We start from the raw sequence: 17,748 nt of genomic DNA, 5'->3' as shown, positions 1-17,748 counted from the left end.
AGTTCACAGGGAAACGTTATATTAACATAGTTACATTTGAATTTAATGAAGTGAGGTATTCGGAGTTGAAAAGAAAGAAATTAGTAATTGGTAGCATTTTAATGGGGATGACGTTATCTTTATCTGCATGTGGTTCATCAGATAATATTGTAACTACAAAATCAGGAAGCATTTCAGAAAGTGATTTTAACAAAAAATTAAAAGAAAACTATGGTAAACAGAATTTATCTGAAATGGTAGTAGAGAAAGTATTAAATGATAAATATAAAGTTACGGATGAAGAGGTAACGAAACAACTAAAAGAATTAAAAGACAAGATGGGCGATAATTTTAATACATATATGGAATCCAATGGTGTGAAAAATGAAGATCAGTTGAAAGAGAAATTAAAGCTTACTTTTGCTTTTGAAAAAGCTATTAAAGCAACCGTAACGGAAAAAGATATTAAAGATCATTATAAGCCAAAGCTTCAAGTTAGCCATATTTTAGTAAAAGATGAAAAGACAGCAAAAGAAATTAAAGAAAAATTAAATAGTGGCGAAGATTTCGCGGCATTGGCTAAACAATATTCAGAGGATCCAGGTTCTAAAGAAAAAGGTGGGGAACTATCTGAATTTGGACCTGGTATGATGGTGAAAGAATTTGAGGATGCTGCGTATAAGTTAGAAGTTGGTCAATTGAGTGAACCTGTTAAATCTTCTTTCGGATATCATATTATTAAGCTAACGGATAAAAAAGAGCTTAAACCGTATGAGGAAGAGAAAGAGAATATTCGTAAAGAATTAGAACAGCAACGTATACAAGATCCTCAATTCCATCAACAAGTTACTAGAGAACTGCTTAAAAATGCAGATATAAAGGTATCTGATAAAGACTTGAAAGATACCTTTAAAGAGTTAGAAAAATAATAAATGGAATGTAAGGCAAGCGATAGAAATATCGGTTGTCTTTTTCTCTATTTATCCCGCTATTTGCCGGGCAGTAAGACCACACCTCAAAATTCAGCGAAAGCAAAGAAGTGGCCCTGCTGATCGTAAACGCCCAATTGGTGAGGGCTGATTAAAGTTTCACTTTATAAAGAAGGAGGAAGTGGGAAAATACTTTCATACCTGCATTAAATTTTACTTAATAAGAAATCTTTGAGTTTCTCAACTTTTATATAAAATAAAACTGAATTTTCAGTTATTTTATTATATAGTAAAAGAGAACGAATAAGGGGAGGGAACATTTTGAGTAAAAAGAAAATGGCAATTACACTGTCAGCAATGCTATCTGCAACAATTATACCTAGCTTTACTATGGATGTGCATGCAGAGAAGAAGGAAGAGACTAAAAGTACGAAAATTGAATTAGAAAATGGGATGACAAAACCGATTTATTCTCTCGATGAAGCTATTATCGAAAATTTATATGTAGAGACAGAAGTTGATAGTGATCGAGACGGTAAGAAAGACAGAGTATCGATAAAAGTTATGCGTCCAAAGACAGATCCGAATGTGAAAGTTCCTGTTATTTATGAAATGAGTCCATATCGATCTGGATTAAAAGATGTTCCTGTATATAATGTAGATGAAGAATTGTATGCGTATGAAGGAAAACCGTATGGAGCGGTTAATCTTGGTTCGTATGGGAACTATTACGTGCCAAGAGGTTATGCAGTTATTCTAGGCGAAAGTATCGGTACTGGAAAATCAGATGGATGCCCTACAACTGGAGATGAACAAGAGATACTCGGGACAAAATCTGTTATTGATTGGGTAAACGGTCGCGCGAAAGCATTTACAGAACAGGGTGAGGAAGTTCAGGCAAATTGGTCTACAGGAAATGTAGGTATGACTGGAGTTTCCTATAATGGTACTTTACCAAATGCTGTTGCGACTACTGGAGTCGAAGGTTTAAAAACAATTATTCCAATCGCAGCAATTAGTAGTTGGTATGATTATTATCGTGCAAATGGTGCAGTCATTGCTCCAGGCGGATATCAAGGGGAAGATACAGATAATATGGCAGAAGCAGTACTGACAAGGGAAAACCCTGAAGTTTGCGGACAAGTTATAAAAGAGTTAACGGCTGGACAAGACAGAAAAACAGGTAATTATAATGATTTTTGGGATAAACGTAACTATGTAAAAGATGCTAAAAATGTAAAAGCGAGTGTATTTGTTGTTCATGGTTTAAACGATTGGAATGTTAAAACAAAACAGTTCGCGCAATGGTGGGAAGCACTTGGAGAAAATAATGTTCCTCGTAAAATGTGGCTACATCAAGGTGGTCACGGTGGGACATCAAGTAATAACTGGCAGCAAACACAAAATAAATGGTTAGATTATTGGTTATACGGAATTGAAAATGGAATTATGGATGAACCAATGGTTGATGTGCAAAGAGAAAATAAAACGTGGCAAAAGATAAAAAATTGGCCAGATCCATCAGCTGTACCTTCAAAAATCCGTATGTATTTAAGTAATAAATTAGTCAATTTGCCATTAAGTATGGGATCGGCTAATAAAGTTTTCTCATTCTTAGATGATGCACAAATGAAATCAAACCAATTAGTAGCAAACCCAGAATTAGAAGTAGCAAATCGATTAGTATATACAATGCCTGTACTGCAAAAAGATACGCGTATAAGTGGTACACCAAAGATTTCAATTACAGGAAATATTGATCGATCTGTATCAAATTTAACAGCATTACTTGTTGACTATGGAGGAGCGAAGCCGGAAATCGTAACGAGAGGCTGGATGGATCCACAAAACTTAAAGAGTATAGAAAATTCAACAGCGATTCAACCGGGCAAAGATTATACATTTACATGGGACATGCAGCCAGATGATTATGTATTTAAAGCGGGGCATCAAATCGGAGTTGTTTTAATTGCAAGTGATTATGATTATACAATTAGACCGAAAGCTGGCACGAAACTTACAGTGAAATTAAGTGAAGTGACATTGCCGATTGTGAAATAAATATTTTTTCTAAAGAGCTTACTAAAGTAAGCTCTTTAATTTGTAGTCTGAATTTTTAATTTTTATATTTCAAATTGGAAGGTTATATAATACAATATCATTATATTCTATGGAAAGTGAGTGATATATTATGACAGTCAGCTCTTTCGAAATATCATTAAAATCAGAGGTGCAGGAAGATTAGTTGAATTGAAATCTCCCGTACGTAAAAACGGAGGAGAAAATAAATGTTTAGCTTTTATAGTACACTTTGTACAGAACTGTATGATTACACAAAACCAGTCGGTTATTCTTTAAATGGTGATATTGAGTATTACAAAAAACGTTTAAAAGATTGTAGAGGAAGAATCCTCGAAGCCGCAGTAGGTTCAGGACGTGTCATCATTCCGCTTCTAGAGGCTGGTTTTAAAGTGGATGGGATAGATTATTCACCTGAAATGCTAGATTCTTGCCGTAAGCGCTGTAAAGAGAGAGGCTTACATCCTAATTTATATGAAGGAAGCTTGCAACAATTTTCACTTCCGCATAAATATGACGCAATTATCATTCCTACTGGATCTTTTTGTTTAATTGAAAATCGTGTGGATTCTATAAATGCATTGAAATGTTTTTATGAACATCTTAATCCAGATGGACGATTAATCGTAGATATTATGCTTCCGCATGACTGGAAGACTGGGGAAATTCATACATCGACTTTCTCTTTGCCGAGTGGAGACGGAATCACATTAGAAAATAAATCAATTGAAATAGATTGGCTGAACCAAGTTACTGTGTCATATTTGAAATATGAAAAGTGGAGTAAAGGACAGTTAGTACAAACAGAATTGCAACGCTTTGCGCTGCGCTGGTATGGAATAGAAGAGTTTAAACTTCTTTTAGAAAGTATAGGTTTCTCTAATATTACTTGCTCTGCTGAATATGATTATGAAAAAGAACCGTCAAATGCAAATCAAATGATTACTTTTGAAGCTGTGCGAAAAGAATAGAACTAAAACTATGAATAAAAAATAAGGCAATCGATTTAAAATCGGCTGCCTTATTTTTTATTTTATGTAATGGTTTATAGAGAAAGATTGGAGGGAAATAAATAAAACTTATATTAATATTTGGCCCACAAGCAGTTGGAAAAATGACAGTGGGGCAAGAATTAGCAACATTAACCGGTTTAAAACTTTTTCATAACCACATGACAATTGATTTAGTAAGTCCAATTTTTGATTACAGTACGAAAGAAGCAAAAAGACTAGTAAGTTTATTTCGTAATGAAATATTTGAAGAAGTATCTAAAAGTGATTTATCTGGAATGATTTTTACGTATATATGGGCATTTGACCTCCAAGCGGATTGGGATTATATACATCATGTAGAAAGTATTTTTGAATCAAAAGATGGGACAGTGTATTTTGTAGAGGTGGAAGCGGAATTAGATGAAAGATTAGAACGAAATAAAAGCCCGAATAGATTAGAATATAAACCGAAAAAAAGAGATATTGAGTGGTCTGAAAATAATTTGAAAGAAACGATGAAAAAGCATAGATTAAACTCTCTTCATGGTGAAATTGAAAAAGAAGAGTATATAAAAATTAATAATACGTATTTGAGTGCAAAAGAAGTAGCGGAAATGATTAAAGAGAAGTTTCAATTGTGAAATTTTTGAAGTCTATTTCGTTTTCGTTGTCCAAGCATTCTCCTACTAATTACATATACTATTTATGTTAAAGTCGGCTACTATTTTATATAGGGCTGTTATTTTCCTATAAATGCTATTTTAGTGAAGTGGGAGGAATCAATTTGGAAAACGTAGAACAAGATAGAATTGAAAATCAAGTGTATTCAAATCGTGTAGTAAGATCAGAATTTGATTCGAATTGGGAAACTTGTATATCAAAGAGTGGTTATGTAATTTATGTAGCAACAAGTAATAATGCTGAAGTAATAGTGCTTCTTGCAGATGGTTCAAGTAAATTATTAATTTTCGAAAAAGGCGGTAAAGTAGTAGTTGGTGGCGGTGGAACAAGTCATTACAGTAAGCCGCATATTGCAAGAAATATTTAAGATAGAACATGTTAATTAAGAAGAAGCTGGAAAACGGTTGTCATTCATGTTTAGGGCATGATAGACGAACCGTTTTTTATTTGTTTATAAATTTAGAAGAACTTCATTGATTACAAATACATCAGGATGAGTAGCGAAATTAGAAGAAAACTTGGTGGGTAATGGTACAAAATATTATGTAGGTTTGCAAGAATCTTATAAGCGATATAAAAAAGCATTTCCTATTTGGGGAAACACTACTTCTATGTTATAGTATAATAGTGTTTTTAGATGGTGCTATTTTAATATATTTATAATTTTGTTATGTATTATTTTTATATTAAATAAGCGTCTAAAGTATTTTTTTATATAAGGAGTAATAATTAGAGAAATGAAAAATATAGACTTTATACTAGAAAGTGATGAGGCATTAAAACCGTCTGAACGATTAGTACTATTACTATTAGAGAAGCATAGAATGTTATATACGAACGATCTATTGGCATTATCAAATTTATCATATAAAACATTAACAGATTCATTAACGGCGCTAGTTTTAAAATCGTATGTGTTAAAGGAAACAGGTAAGGGAAGAAGACAGAATTGCTATAGATTAATATGATAAGGCGGCTGTTTTAGAAGCTTTTACATATGTTTTTTTCAATCGTAAGGCGAAAATGTGTTTTTGTTTTCAAACGAAAATCTTACTATAAGAGTGGTTAAGTTAGTAGCATTTCATTTTTGTGAATGTAATTATTTCGTTATTGAAAATACAAAAATAAAATAAACTGCATAAAACAGAAATAAAAAAACAATCCATTTTAAAAAGGATTGTTTTTTTATTGGAATAATATTATTTGATATGTTGAAAGCATGAATGGCAGTAATAGAAATTACCTGTTTTAGTTCATGCAACTGAACAAATATGATGAAAACTATGTGTATAGTTTTTTGCTTGCTTTTTCAGTAACTCTAATGACATCATGGTCTTCATTGTTTAAAGGCAGTATTTTTAACATTATTGCTATTCAGCATTAAGCACAAGAAGTGATATATAATATTATTATGTAAACTTAAGGTTTTAAAAGGAAAATATAATAATTAATAGAACATGTAGAAGGAGATGCTTAAATATTTTGAAGGATGGGAGATTATTATGGAGCATTTACAATCAATAGCACAAGCTGTTATAAGTGGTAATAAGGAAAAAGTAGTGAAGTTTATAAAGGCGAGTCCAAGTATTGTTAACGAATGTAGTGAAGATGGCTGGACACCACTTCATTTAGCAGCTTATTTTGGACAGAAAGAAATAGCGAGTTTTCTTTTAGAAAGCGGTGCAGATATACATAGTAGAGCGAAAAACGAAAATGAAAATACACCTTTGCAAGCGGCAATTGCGAACAAGCAAAGTGAACTTGTCGCTTTCTTAATTGAAAAAGGATCAGATGTAAATATTATGCAAAGTGGTGGCTGGACAGGACTCCACGAAGCAGCATTATTAGGAAATGAAGAAATAATTATGTTGCTCCTTAAAAATGGAGCTAATAAGATGATTAAGAAAAATGATGGGAAAACAGCGTATGATATTGCATTAGAAAAAGGATATAATCACCTTTTACATCAGTTGAAACAGGAAGTGAACTTATGATGAATAAATGGAGTGTTGGTATATTTTTATTTAATGAAGTAGAAGTGTTAGACTTTGCAGGGCCATTTGAAGTTTTTTCTGTAACTGAGGTGAATGAAGAAAAAACATTTACTGTTTATACAGTTAGCGAGAATGGGGAAATGATTACAGCAAGGAATGGATTGAAGGTACAGCCAGATTATAGTATTGAAAATTTACCACCAGTGGATATTTTAATAATTCCGGGTGGGCTAGGTGCTAGAAAATATGAAATAAAAAATGAAATAGTAATAAAATGGATTCGCCAACAAATGAAAGAAGTAAAGCTGATGACTTCAGTTTGTACAGGAGCGCTATTACTGGCGAAAGCAGGTTTACTGGAAGGTTTAAAAGCAACAACACATTGGGCTAGTATTGAAAAGTTTAAAAATGAGTTTCAAAATGTTGAAGTTATAGAAAATGTAAAGTTTGTAGATGAAGGACATATTATAACATCTGCCGGAATTTCAGCTGGAATTAATATGGCATTTCATATTGTGAAAAACTTGTTAGGTGTGCATGTTGCGGAGGACACAGCGAAGCGAATGGAGTATGATATTAGTTTGCCAAATTAAAAAGCCCGGATTGGGCTTTTTATATTGAATGAATATAGTTAAGCTCTTCATCACTCAAAATAGGGCGAACAGATGCATTTGCATTTTCTTGTGCTTGTGTTCCTGTTTTTGCACCAGGAATTACAACACTTACTGCCGGATGAGAGAGTACATAGCGAAGTGCAAGTTGCCCTAGGGTCTGATTTTTATTTGAGAGCAGCCGAAGTTTCTCTACGGTTTGTAAGTCTTCTTGAAACCAAGTTTCATTTGGCCAATCTTTGCGTAAATCTCCATCTGGAAAAATTGTTTTATTTGTGAATTTTCCAGTTAAAATGCCCATTTTTAATGGACCACGAATAACAGCTCCTAGATTTTTCTCTTGTAAGAATGGTAATATATCTTTTTCTGGTTTTCGATTTAATATATTGTAATCAAGTTGTACGATATCAATTTCGTTGTTGTTATTGAAATGATGAATGTATTGTAAATCATGAGTCGAAACACCGACTGCTCTTACTTTGCCATCACGTTTTAATATGTCAAATGCACGTAGAAATGCTTCTGTTTCTCTACGATTATGCCACCAAATATGACAAAAATAAAGATCAATATAATCTGTTTGAAGACGTTGTAAACTTGTTTCGAATACGGCGATGATTTTTTCGGGAGTATCATATACAGGAACTCCATTAGGGTCGTAGTGATGTCCGATTAAACCACCTTTCGTTGATAGGATAATATCATTACGATGTCCTTTAATCGCGGTAGCTACCAACTTTTCACTATGTCCTAAACCATACACATCCGCAGTATCAATAAAATTCACACCACACTCAATTGCTTTTTTTATAGCGGTTATAGATTGTTTATCGTTAACAGGTCCCCATTCATCACCACCGATTGCCCATGCGCCAAAACCTATTTCAGAAACAGTTATTCCAGTTTTACCTAATGTGCGGTAATGCATATTCCCCTCCTTGTAAGCATGTTATAACATGGATATGTGGGGAAGGAATTTTGTGTGTGAAAAAACTCTTCTACAATAGTAGAAAAAGAATTACAGAAACTACTATTTTATAGCAGCATGTATAAAAAAAATCGGTGTAAATATGGAAATGTCGTCGAATGCTATCTTTAATTGGTTAATTTATGGGATATTTTTGTGAAGGAGTTTATTTTATAAGAATAGAATTTAGTTTAGTAAGAAAACGTGCCGATGGTAGTGAAAAATATGGGTTAGGGGGATTTGAATGAGGAAACTCGAGCGAGTAAATGTTCCTAATATACCAGAGCAATTATCACAACCTAGTGACAAGCGTAGGATAAATAAAAAGAAGTTAAGGCGACTTATTTTAATGGTCCTTTTTATTGCGGCAACTACTCTATATGTTCAATATATTTTAACGAAACAACAAGAAGTAATTGATAAAAAGAAAGATACGATTACGGATCAAAAGAAGCAATTAGTATCTTTAAAGAAAGATAAAGATTCTTTAAAGACTAACATAGAAAATTTAACAGACGATGAGGAAGAAATTTTGAAGTTAGCGAGAAAAGAGTATCAATTTTCTAAGTCAAATGAAACTATATTTGTGATGCCAAAGTAATAAAAACAGTTAGCCATTGAACTGCACCCCCAATTGTTAGACACCGTCTAACAATTGGGGGTGCAGTTTTTTATGTATGAATGTCATGGTACAAGGAACAATCACATATTGTAGAAATGAAGAGTTTAAGCTATTTTCATAAATATGGAATATGCACTAAAATAAATGTTGTTAAAATTCTGTCAATTGTATTATAATACAAGGTAAGCGGATACATTTTTTAATCAACGTTGAGTTCCTCGCTCATACGACTATTAAGAAACCCGTTATCCTCGTATAAGAAAGGAAGATAGCTGTGTACGCTTCAAATACAATTTATATCGTAGGGGATGCGAAAGCACCTCAAAATAATCCCATTACTGAAAAGTTTAAAAGCTATTTCGTAGCATTTATACTTGTTAAGGATACAGGGGAAATTGTAGATGCAGACTGCTCAGCGACAATTGCATTAACATCTCAATTTGTTAAATATTTATTTCTACATAAAAATATAAATGACCCGGCGTTAGTAATGGAAGTAAAGAACCGATATTTCGGTTCTTCTCAAAAAGCGTTACTTGTAGCGCTAAAAGATGCACAGAAAAAATATAATCAGATTGCTGCTTTGTCTACTCAATCATAGACAAAATCCAGCCGTAAGAATCATTCTTATGGCTGGATTTTTTTATTTCACATTATCGTCCTACATCAAAAGTGAACGAAAACAAAGTAGAGAGATAGAAGAGTAAATGCCCAATAGGTTTACCTAATAATCCGTGGGTATAAATCTCCGGTGGATTAAAATTTCACTTCATTGGAGAATGAAAGGATGAACAAAATGAAAATTACAGATGTAAAAGTAAATCGTAGACGTGTAAAACTGCATACACCGTTTAAAACCGCGCTTCGTACTGTAACAGAAATTGAAAGTATAGATGTTTATATTCATACAGACGAAGGAGTGATTGGTAAGGGGGCTGCAGCCGCAACGCCAGTTATTACGGGGGATTTCACCAGCGGAATGGAAGAAGCGATTTTAGGACCGATGCGTTCATGTTTAATTGGTCAAAATATCATTCAGTTTCAGCAGTTACTACAGGGCATTCAAATGAGTTGTATTGGAAATTCCAGTGCGAAAGCAGCGGTAGATATCGCTTTATATGATGTATATTGCCAATATCAAAATGTGCCGTTATATGCCTTGTTAGGGGGGGAGAAAGAAATTCATACTGATATTACAGTGAGTGTGGATGAGCCTGTATTAATGGCAAAAGAAGCGAAGAAACATATAGAAAAAGGATTTCAAACATTAAAGATTAAAGTGGGTAAAGAGGCGCATTTAGATTTGGAACGTATTGAGGCAATTCGAAATGTGGTACCAAGAAATACGATATTACGTTTAGATGCGAATCAAGGTTGGAGTCCAAAAGAAGCGATCTCTATCATTCAAGAGATGGAAAATCGTAATTTAAATATAGAATTTATTGAACAACCAGTACACGCGAAAGATTGGGATGGGTTAAAGTATGTCAAAGATCGTGTGCAAACGCCAATTATGGCCGATGAAAGTATATTTTCAGCAAGTGACGCATTAAAGCTCGTTCAAGGAAGATATGCAGACTTCATTAATATTAAATTAATGAAATGTGGTGGTATACGTGAAGCATGGCGTATTGCAGATATCGCAGAAACAGCTGGTGTGAAGTGTATGGTGGGCAGCATGATGGAATCTTCACTTTCCGTTAGTGCTGTTGCGCATTTAGCGGCAGCGCATCCTAATATTCATTATTTTGATCTTGATGCACCGCTTTGGTTAATGGAAGAGCCAGAAGGAATGACTTATTCTGGATCAAAGGTAAACCTTCAATCGACAGTGAATAGTAAGTTTTAGGAGAAGAGACTAGTAAACTATCTTTTAAGGGGGATAAATATGAAAAAAGTAGGAACTGCATTTTTAACAACTTTATTTATATTTTCATCGTTTACATCGGCAAATGCTGAAGAAAAGAAGGATAATAAAGCATTTATAGATGTATCTGCTGCAACGTTATGGACAGCACCTGATTCATTAAGGCCAATCGATACACCGAGTGCAACAAATCCAGTGAATCTATGGAAATGGACGAAATCAATGACACTTGACGAGAAATTATGGTTAACAAATGCAAATAAATTAGAAACACAAGCGTTACTCGGTCAAGAAGTAACTGTTATTGATAAGAAAGGCGAATGGGTGAAGGTATTAGTGCATGGACAGCCAACACCACGAAATGAAGAAGGTTATCCGGGCTGGATGCCTGAAAAACAATTAACATATAATCAAGAATTTGCAGATAAAACAAATGAACCTTTTGTCTTAATAACCAAACCAACAGCGATTTTATATATAAACCCTTCTGAAAAACATAAATCACTTGAAGTCAGTTATAATACAAGACTGCCGCTATTAAGTGAAGACACAATTTCATACCGTGTATTGTTGCCAAATGGTCAAAAAGCATGGATACGTAAAAATGATGGAACAGTTTACCGATCTCAAACTGATATTCCAGCTCCGGCGGCCGATGATTTAATTAACACAGGGAAAATGTTTTTAGGATTACCGTATATATGGGCTGGTACAAGTGGTTTTGGATTTGATTGCTCTGGCTTCACGCATACGATCTATAAATCGCACGGCATTACAATTCCGCGAGATTCTGGACCGCAATCAAGAGCAGGAGTTGCAGTTGATAAAGAAAATCTACAAAAGGGAGATTTAATTTTCTTTGCACATGATCAAGGGAAAGGTAGTGTCCATCACGTCGCAATGTATATTGGTGATGGCAATATGATTCACTCACCAAGAGCTGAAAGATCGGTAGAGATTATACCGCTAAATACACCAGGATATATAGAAGAATACGCTGGTGCTCGTCGTTACTTACCTTAAAAATAGAGGGGGTTTTTAAATGGAAAAAGTTGTTCGTTACTCATTAGTTAGTACTCTATTAGTTTCTTCATTTTTAGTTGGCTGCGCAAAAGAAAAAACTGCAACAAAGCCGAAAGATGAGAAGAAAGTATTACAGTTACTAGAAACGGGTGAAATTCCGTCGTTAAATTCAGGGAAAGTAACAGATGCAGTCTCGTTTAACGTTTTGAATAACGTAATGGAAGGACTATTTCGTCTATCGAAAAATGATGAAGAAATTGAAGCCGGCGCACAAAAATATGAAGTGAGTAAAGATGGAAAGACATATACATTCCAATTGCGTGATGCGAAATGGTCTAACGGAGATCCAGTAACCGCCCATGATTACGTATACGCTTGGAAGCAATTGATTAATCCAGATACAGCTTCTCAATATGCATACATTGCGTACGATGTAAAAAATGCTGAGAAGATAAATAAAAAACAACTAGGTCTAGATGAATTAGGAGTAAAAGCGAAGGATGATAAAACATTCGTCGTAGAGCTAGAACATCCTGTACCGTATTTTACGAAATTATTAATTTTACCATCCTTCTATCCAATTAACGAAAAATATGCGAAAGAGCAAGGTGATAAATATGGATTAGAAGCAAATAAAGCGGTATATAATGGACCGTTTACATTATCAGAGTGGAAGCATGAAGCTAGCTTTACAATGAAGAAAAACGATAAGTATTGGGATAAAAAAGAAGTGAAGTTAGATGAAGTAAACTATCAAATTGTAAAAGAAATTTCAACTGCAGTAAATTTATATGAAACAGATAAAGTTGATAGAGCTGTTATTTCTACAGAATTCGTAGATAAATATAAAAATAATAAAGAGCTAAAACAATATACAGATCCAGTTATGTACTTCTTCCGATTTAATGAAAATGTACCGATTCTTAAAAATAAAAATGCACGTCTTGCGCTAAGTACAGTTTTTGATAAGAAGGGACTCGCAGATTCATTTTTAAATGATGGATCGGTTGCAGCGAACTATTACGTACCAAAAGGATTTTTAAAGGGCCCAGATAAGAAAGATTTTAGAAGTACGTCTGGTGAGTTTAATAAGACAAATGTAAAACAGGCGAAGGAATATTGGGAGAAAGCAAAACAAGAGACAGGTACAAATGAAGTGACTTTAGAATTATTAAATTATGACTTAGAAAACTTTAAAAAAGTTGGAGAGTACATTAAAGAGCAGCTTGAGAAAAACTTACCAGGATTAAAAGTGAATGTGAAATTACAGCCGCATACGCAAAAATTAGCACTTGAGAAGAAGAAAGAATATGAAATGTCGTTATCACGCTGGTTACCAGATTATCCAGATCCAATGACTTACTTAGAAGTATTCCTTTCTGGAAGCAGTGTTAATAATACAGAATATGCAAATCCAGAATATGATGCATTAATTAAGAAGATTAAAACAGAATTAGGTAATGATGAAAAGGCTCGCTGGAAAGCAATGCAAGATGCTGAAAAAATGCTACTTGATGATGCAGTAATTGCACCGGTATTCCAGCGTGGATTATCTTACTTACAAAAACCATATGTGAAAGATTTATATGTACATCAATTTGGCCCAGCTACAAGTTTAAAATGGGCAGATTTACAAAAATAAAAGAATGGGGAAACAGACTTCACGTATGTGATAGTCTGTTTTTTCTTATTTAAAGTTAGAAAAATAGTTCATGGTATAATTTATTAGTCTGTAAACAGTATTTGGAGGGAAAATGATGTCTATGTTTGAAGAAGAGAAAGTAATTTATACAAAAAGATTATTTATGAGGAAACCAATTGTAGAAGATATTGATCAGTTTTATAACATATTAAAAAAAGATACTGTTGGCAAATGGCTGGCTAAATCAAGAGGAATGTCGAAGGAAGAAACAAATGATTATATTAGGCAACTTATCTTACATTGGGAACAGTATGACTTCGGGGTATGGTTGTTATTTAATAGTGAAACAGGAAAGCTTTTAGGACATTGTGGTTTAAGAAAGGTAGATGAAACAGGTGAAATAGAAATTATGTATCTTCTTGACCCAGAACATTGGAGGAATGGGTATGCATTAGAAGCAGCAGAGGCTTCCATTAAATATGCAATAGAGACTTTGAATGTAACAAGAATAATTGCTAGAGTTAAAGTAGCAAATGAGAGCTCGAAAAAACTTTTACGAAAGCTCGGGTTTATATATAATCATGAAGTTGATCATAGCGGGCGCTTATTATCATATTTTGAAATCCATACATCATCCAAAGAATTCTAGACATTTCATATATTTTTTCATTGTTAAAAAATAAAATTATTACTAAAATTCCAGTGTGAAATTTATGTAGAATCTTGTATAATTAACATGTTTCTATGGAAACATTTTCTTGCGCTATTTATATAGGGCTTAATAGAACAAGGAAGGAAATACATACATGTATATAATAGATAAATAGAATGGAACATGTATAGAGACAAAGGAGAGAAAAGATGACGTGTCAAAAACAAGGGTTACAATTTAATAACGATAGAAAGAGGGACAGAAGATGAAAATGAAGCATGCTTTTGGTCCTATAATTTTAGCGTGTGTGCTTTTTTTCATTATCATTCTAATCCCATCGAAAAGTTTAGTATCGCTTATTAGTGATAAGAAGGTAGAAGATGCGGCAACTTCTTTACAAAAAGAGAAATTACAAAGTGTTTTCTTACAGCAAAAAATGTTAGAGAATTCACAGTATTTACCGATGTACGGTTCATCAGAATTTTTACGAATGGATGCATATCATCCGTCTAATTATTTCAAAGTAAATCCAACTGGTTTTACACCGTTTTTAATTGGAACTGGTGGTACACAAAGTTTAGCTCATATTTTAAATATGACATCTACTATGGATGAATTAGAAGGTAAAAAAGTAGTGTTTGTTCTTTCACCACAATGGTTTACAAAGACTGGTGTATCACAAGGGGATTTCACTAATAATTTCTCCAAACAACAAGCATATCATTTTATTTTTAATGATGAGATAAATCCAGGAATGAAGAAGCAAATCGCGAAACGGCTATTAGATTATAAAGTTGTTCAAGAAGATGATATATTAAAAAATTCATTAGAAGGTATTGTATATAATGATACGAAACATAACATAAAAGCAGGTTTAGTTAAACCACTTGCTTATATGCATCGAAATATTTTAGATCATAGAGATTTATTTAACTCTTTATTTAAAATCGAACCGATGAAAGAGAAAACAAATATCGGACTTCGTTCAATTTCTTGGGAAGACGCACGTAAACACGCAGAACAAGAAGGGGAAGCAGAGTCTACTACAAATACATTCGGAATTGAAAATCCGTATTATCATAAGAATAATCTGAAGAAAAAACTAAAAGGTTTAAAAAACTTTAGAGCAAATGAAACATATGATGAATCACCAGAATACGATGATTTACAAATTATTTTAGATTTATTTAAAGAGAAAAATGTCAAACCACTCTTTATTTCTGTACCTGTAAATGGGCCTTGGTATGATTATACTGGCTTCCCGAAAGAACGCCGTGAAGTGTATTATAAAAAAGTTCGAGAGCAGGTTGAGAAAGCAGGATATCCAGTAGTTGATTTCTCTGGTCATGAATATGATAAGTATTTCTTAAAAGATACGATTCATTTAGGCTGGAAAGGTTGGATTTATTTTGATGAAGCAGTGCAAAAATTTAATTCTGAGAAATAAAGTATAGAAATCGGAATGGCTATGAGCCGTTCCGATTTTTTTAGTATAGAGGATTTTGGTGAGGACAATTTGGGAATGCATGTATATCTTGAATCTGTCTATAATCATAATGTTTCATTGCGAACTGGGCTTGATAAGGTATTCATACACATATAATTGACCATCATGAGCTGAACATAATACACCAGAAGTTCCTTGCCCATTTATGAAGGAAATACTGATAGGGCGTCCGATTAAGTATGGTATTTTTTGCTGCCAATGCATAGGGGAATCACTCCTTTTTGAGATAATATACGAAAGAAATGATTGAATGGTTGCTTATCCATGTAAATGTAGATGGAAAGGTGTTATATAATTCCTGAAGATTAATATAAATAAAAAACCGCTATAATTCTGAATTTATAGCGGCTTTTTTATATTCTTAAGCAAGATTTTTACGCTTTTTTGTCCATTTTTTTATAACGAAGTATAAAAGTATAAGTACGACGCCACCAATTGCGAATGATTTCACATACGGACCAGCAATATCGTTAATATTTTCCCAATTTTCACCTAGCTTTTCACCTAAATAAATGAAAATAATAGACCAAGGGATAATCGCAAGTGCTGTTAGTGTAGTGAAACGTAGTAAAGGCATTTTTGTAATACCAGCAGGAATTGAAATCGCATGACGCACTACTGGAATGAAGCGTGCTGTAAAAATGACACCAGTTCCGTAACGATTAAACCAATCTTCTGCAGCGTCTATTTGCTTTTTATGTATGAAAATATATTTTCCATAACGTTCTAATATAGGGCGTCCGCCGTATCGTCCAAGCCAATAAATAAAGATTTGGGCAATAACACCGCCAATTGTACCGAATACAACTGCGCCTATAAATGAGATACTTCCATTGAATACTAAGTATCCTGCATAAGCAAGGACAATTTCACTTGGGATAATTTCAATCATAAGTCCAAGCATAATGCCCCAATAACCTAATCCTTCAAAAAACGTTAATACTGAATGAATAAAACTACTTAACATTGTTGCACCTTCTAGTTTATGAATTTTTGATTATAAGAACCTTTTATTTAATTACGTAAAAGGTTCACTATATGTAGATTATACCTTATTTACATAGGGGATTGCTATTTCAATTCTTTTATGTCTCTCATAAGTATTATAGTAAAGTATATAAGCCACGTTTTCATGAAGGGTTAATGAAAAGATTATTAAAAATTTCTCATAAAAAAATAGAAGCATTTCTGCTCCTATTTTTTAAGGCTTCACATCTAAGTTCTGTAAAAATAAAGTTGCTGTTACGTAACGCTTTGCTAACATTTGTACATAAGCGGTATGTACAGAAAGGGTCGCAATAATAATAGCGTTACGAATTGCTTCGCGTTGTTCGTTATTAATTTGATCGAACTTGCTTGCGATTTTATCAGCTTTTTCTTTTACGATGTTTTCAATTGTATGAACGGTATCTGTTGCATTTAATTGTAAGCAATTCCCTTGATTGAGTTCTTCAAATAGAGAAGAGTATGCTACATATAAATGAACAGGATTGATTAAATCATCACTTCGATCGGCTGGGTCATTTACAATAAGGCGTAATAGCTTACGAATGGATTCAAAATCAAGTGCTGTTTTTAAATCTTCGACAATAAATAGTAAGGCTGCTTGTTCAATTGAATATTTTTTCCCTTTTTGAGGAGAGCCAATCATTTCTTTTATATCTCGTTTCACCCAGTTTTGCATAGCAGTTACAGAGAAACTTGTGTTTTCAATCTGATTGCCAAGCGCAACTATTTCATTTAAAGAAAAACCGACATCAGTATCGTCAATTTTAATCAGCTTTTCAAAAATAGGTGAAAGTGCGGTAGTAATAAAAGCTGTAACGCTTTGTCCGCTTTCAATATCTTTTTTATGTGACTTTGCCCAAGCTTCTTGTAAAATACCGAGAGGCTTTTTCGTATTCCATCCTCTTAGTGATAGAAGAAGGGTAGCCATTTCGTTTCGTGTGAGATGAAATGTTTCCATCTTTTCACCTCCAAAATAATAAAAAGTTCTTATGAACTTATAATATGTTTTGTTTCATTTAAAGTCAATTCTGTTTTGCTTAATTTTTCCTTTGTGACCAAACTGTTGAAAGTAAATAATACTTGCATATTTCGACAAAAGTTCATATAATAAGTTCATAAGAACCTTTAAAATGTTCTTAAAAACAAATCTATCATTCTGAATTTACTAGAAAGATAGATTTCACATATATCTATA

At 33.3% G+C, this 17,748-nt stretch carries 18 protein-coding genes and 1 pseudogene; 15 read left to right on the top strand and 4 right to left on the bottom strand.

Annotated elements, in window-relative coordinates; genetic code table 11:
• The first annotated feature begins 65 nt into the window (after positions 1-65).
• From QO049_RS04880 to QO049_RS04845, 8 genes are all read left to right on the top strand, one after another.
• Positions 66-908, top strand: a complete 843-nt coding sequence (locus QO049_RS04880) for a peptidylprolyl isomerase PrsA (protein ID WP_002103226.1) — start codon at positions 66-68, stop codon at positions 906-908.
• A gap of 321 nt (positions 909-1,229) precedes the next feature.
• The gene (locus QO049_RS04875; protein WP_000038302.1) at positions 1,230-2,969 is read left to right on the top strand and encodes a Xaa-Pro dipeptidyl-peptidase; all 1,740 of its coding nucleotides are present in this window, start codon (positions 1,230-1,232) and stop codon (positions 2,967-2,969) included.
• Positions 2,970-3,196: 227 nt separating this feature from the next.
• Positions 3,197-3,958, top strand: a complete 762-nt coding sequence (locus QO049_RS04870) for a class I SAM-dependent methyltransferase (protein ID WP_000490927.1) — start codon at positions 3,197-3,199, stop codon at positions 3,956-3,958.
• 101 nt (positions 3,959-4,059) lie between these two features.
• Entirely contained in the window at positions 4,060-4,620 is a 561-nt protein-coding gene (locus tag QO049_RS04865) for an AAA family ATPase (RefSeq protein ID WP_246963072.1), read from the top strand.
• 143 nt (positions 4,621-4,763) lie between these two features.
• Positions 4,764-5,027, top strand: coding sequence for a hypothetical protein (locus tag QO049_RS04860; protein WP_000432429.1), 264 nt, complete (start codon positions 4,764-4,766; stop codon positions 5,025-5,027).
• Between the two features lie 370 nt (positions 5,028-5,397).
• Complete coding sequence (locus QO049_RS04855; protein WP_000789030.1) at positions 5,398-5,628, top strand: hypothetical protein; 231 nt, start codon at positions 5,398-5,400, stop codon at positions 5,626-5,628.
• Positions 5,629-6,162: 534 nt separating this feature from the next.
• Positions 6,163-6,654, top strand: a complete 492-nt coding sequence (locus QO049_RS04850) for an ankyrin repeat domain-containing protein (protein ID WP_284489190.1) — start codon at positions 6,163-6,165, stop codon at positions 6,652-6,654.
• Complete coding sequence (locus QO049_RS04845; RefSeq protein WP_000981432.1) at positions 6,651-7,247, top strand: DJ-1/PfpI family protein; 597 nt, start codon at positions 6,651-6,653, stop codon at positions 7,245-7,247. Before QO049_RS04850 ends, QO049_RS04845 begins: the two co-directional genes overlap by 4 nt.
• A gap of 19 nt (positions 7,248-7,266) precedes the next feature.
• On the opposite strand, the gene QO049_RS04840 is transcribed toward QO049_RS04845, so the two are convergent.
• The gene (locus tag QO049_RS04840; protein ID WP_000559359.1) at positions 7,267-8,193 is read right to left on the bottom strand and encodes an aldo/keto reductase; all 927 of its coding nucleotides are present in this window, start codon (positions 8,191-8,193) and stop codon (positions 7,267-7,269) included.
• Positions 8,194-8,476: 283 nt separating this feature from the next.
• On the opposite strand from QO049_RS04840, the gene QO049_RS04835 reads away from it, so the two are divergent.
• From QO049_RS04835 to dltD, 7 genes are all read left to right on the top strand, one after another.
• Positions 8,477-8,833 carry an FtsB family cell division protein gene (locus tag QO049_RS04835; RefSeq protein WP_001228371.1) on the top strand — a complete coding sequence of 119 codons (357 nt, stop codon included), beginning with the start codon at positions 8,477-8,479 and terminating at the stop codon, positions 8,831-8,833.
• Between the two features lie 295 nt (positions 8,834-9,128).
• Complete coding sequence (locus tag QO049_RS04830) at positions 9,129-9,455, top strand: DUF3870 domain-containing protein (protein ID WP_000271312.1); 327 nt, start codon at positions 9,129-9,131, stop codon at positions 9,453-9,455.
• A gap of 186 nt (positions 9,456-9,641) precedes the next feature.
• The gene (locus tag QO049_RS04825; RefSeq protein ID WP_246960227.1) at positions 9,642-10,703 is read left to right on the top strand and encodes a dipeptide epimerase; all 1,062 of its coding nucleotides are present in this window, start codon (positions 9,642-9,644) and stop codon (positions 10,701-10,703) included.
• A gap of 39 nt (positions 10,704-10,742) precedes the next feature.
• A complete protein-coding gene (locus QO049_RS04820; RefSeq protein ID WP_246960224.1) occupies positions 10,743-11,744 on the top strand; it encodes a C40 family peptidase in 1,002 nt (333 codons plus the stop codon).
• 19 nt (positions 11,745-11,763) lie between these two features.
• Positions 11,764-13,386, top strand: a complete 1,623-nt coding sequence (locus tag QO049_RS04815; protein ID WP_098781566.1) for a peptide ABC transporter substrate-binding protein — start codon at positions 11,764-11,766, stop codon at positions 13,384-13,386.
• A gap of 115 nt (positions 13,387-13,501) precedes the next feature.
• Complete coding sequence (locus QO049_RS04810; protein WP_284489189.1) at positions 13,502-14,035, top strand: GNAT family N-acetyltransferase; 534 nt, start codon at positions 13,502-13,504, stop codon at positions 14,033-14,035.
• 268 nt (positions 14,036-14,303) lie between these two features.
• Positions 14,304-15,485 (top strand): D-alanyl-lipoteichoic acid biosynthesis protein DltD, encoded by a 1,182-nt coding sequence (dltD, locus tag QO049_RS04805; protein ID WP_246960218.1) that lies wholly within the window; start codon positions 14,304-14,306, stop codon positions 15,483-15,485.
• 40 nt (positions 15,486-15,525) lie between these two features.
• Here the strand turns inward: dltD and QO049_RS04800 are convergent.
• From QO049_RS04800 to QO049_RS04790, 3 genes and pseudogenes are all read right to left on the bottom strand, one after another.
• A pseudogene (locus tag QO049_RS04800) lies at positions 15,526-15,749 on the bottom strand (hypothetical protein).
• A 157-nt stretch (positions 15,750-15,906) separates the two neighbouring features.
• A complete protein-coding gene (gene uptA / locus QO049_RS04795; RefSeq protein ID WP_000952913.1) occupies positions 15,907-16,512 on the bottom strand; it encodes an undecaprenyl phosphate transporter UptA in 606 nt (201 codons plus the stop codon).
• 234 nt (positions 16,513-16,746) lie between these two features.
• Complete coding sequence (locus tag QO049_RS04790; RefSeq protein WP_000447231.1) at positions 16,747-17,511, bottom strand: DUF1836 domain-containing protein; 765 nt, start codon at positions 17,509-17,511, stop codon at positions 16,747-16,749.
• Positions 17,512-17,748 lie beyond the last annotated feature (237 nt).

This window comes from Bacillus sp. RB3, from assembly GCF_030164735.1.
In the GTDB taxonomy this organism is placed as follows: Bacteria; Bacillota; Bacilli; order Bacillales; family Bacillaceae_G; genus Bacillus_A; species Bacillus_A cereus.
The sequence above is the reverse complement of the archived record's forward strand: the minus strand, read 5'-3'. Positions and strand labels throughout refer to the sequence as shown.

Excerpts from the sequence above, each read along its gene's own strand:
- QO049_RS04870 (WP_000490927.1), top strand. The coding sequence starts at position 3,197 with ATGTTTAGCTTTTATAGTACACTTTGTACAGAACTGTATGATTACACA.
- QO049_RS04855 (WP_000789030.1), top strand. The coding sequence starts at position 5,398 with ATGAAAAATATAGACTTTATACTAGAAAGTGATGAGGCATTAAAACCG.
- QO049_RS04850 (WP_284489190.1), top strand. The coding sequence starts at position 6,163 with ATGGAGCATTTACAATCAATAGCACAAGCTGTTATAAGTGGTAATAAG.
- QO049_RS04845 (WP_000981432.1), top strand. The coding sequence starts at position 6,651 with ATGATGAATAAATGGAGTGTTGGTATATTTTTATTTAATGAAGTAGAA.
- QO049_RS04840 (WP_000559359.1), bottom strand. The coding sequence starts at position 8,193 with ATGCATTACCGCACATTAGGTAAAACTGGAATAACTGTTTCTGAAATA.
- QO049_RS04835 (WP_001228371.1), top strand. The coding sequence starts at position 8,477 with ATGAGGAAACTCGAGCGAGTAAATGTTCCTAATATACCAGAGCAATTA.
- QO049_RS04825 (WP_246960227.1), top strand. The coding sequence starts at position 9,642 with ATGAACAAAATGAAAATTACAGATGTAAAAGTAAATCGTAGACGTGTA.
- QO049_RS04820 (WP_246960224.1), top strand. The coding sequence starts at position 10,743 with ATGAAAAAAGTAGGAACTGCATTTTTAACAACTTTATTTATATTTTCA.
- QO049_RS04815 (WP_098781566.1), top strand. The coding sequence starts at position 11,764 with ATGGAAAAAGTTGTTCGTTACTCATTAGTTAGTACTCTATTAGTTTCT.
- QO049_RS04810 (WP_284489189.1), top strand. The coding sequence starts at position 13,502 with ATGTCTATGTTTGAAGAAGAGAAAGTAATTTATACAAAAAGATTATTT.
- dltD (WP_246960218.1), top strand. The coding sequence starts at position 14,304 with ATGAAAATGAAGCATGCTTTTGGTCCTATAATTTTAGCGTGTGTGCTT.
- uptA (WP_000952913.1), bottom strand. The coding sequence starts at position 16,512 with ATGTTAAGTAGTTTTATTCATTCAGTATTAACGTTTTTTGAAGGATTA.
- QO049_RS04790 (WP_000447231.1), bottom strand. The coding sequence starts at position 17,511 with ATGGAAACATTTCATCTCACACGAAACGAAATGGCTACCCTTCTTCTA.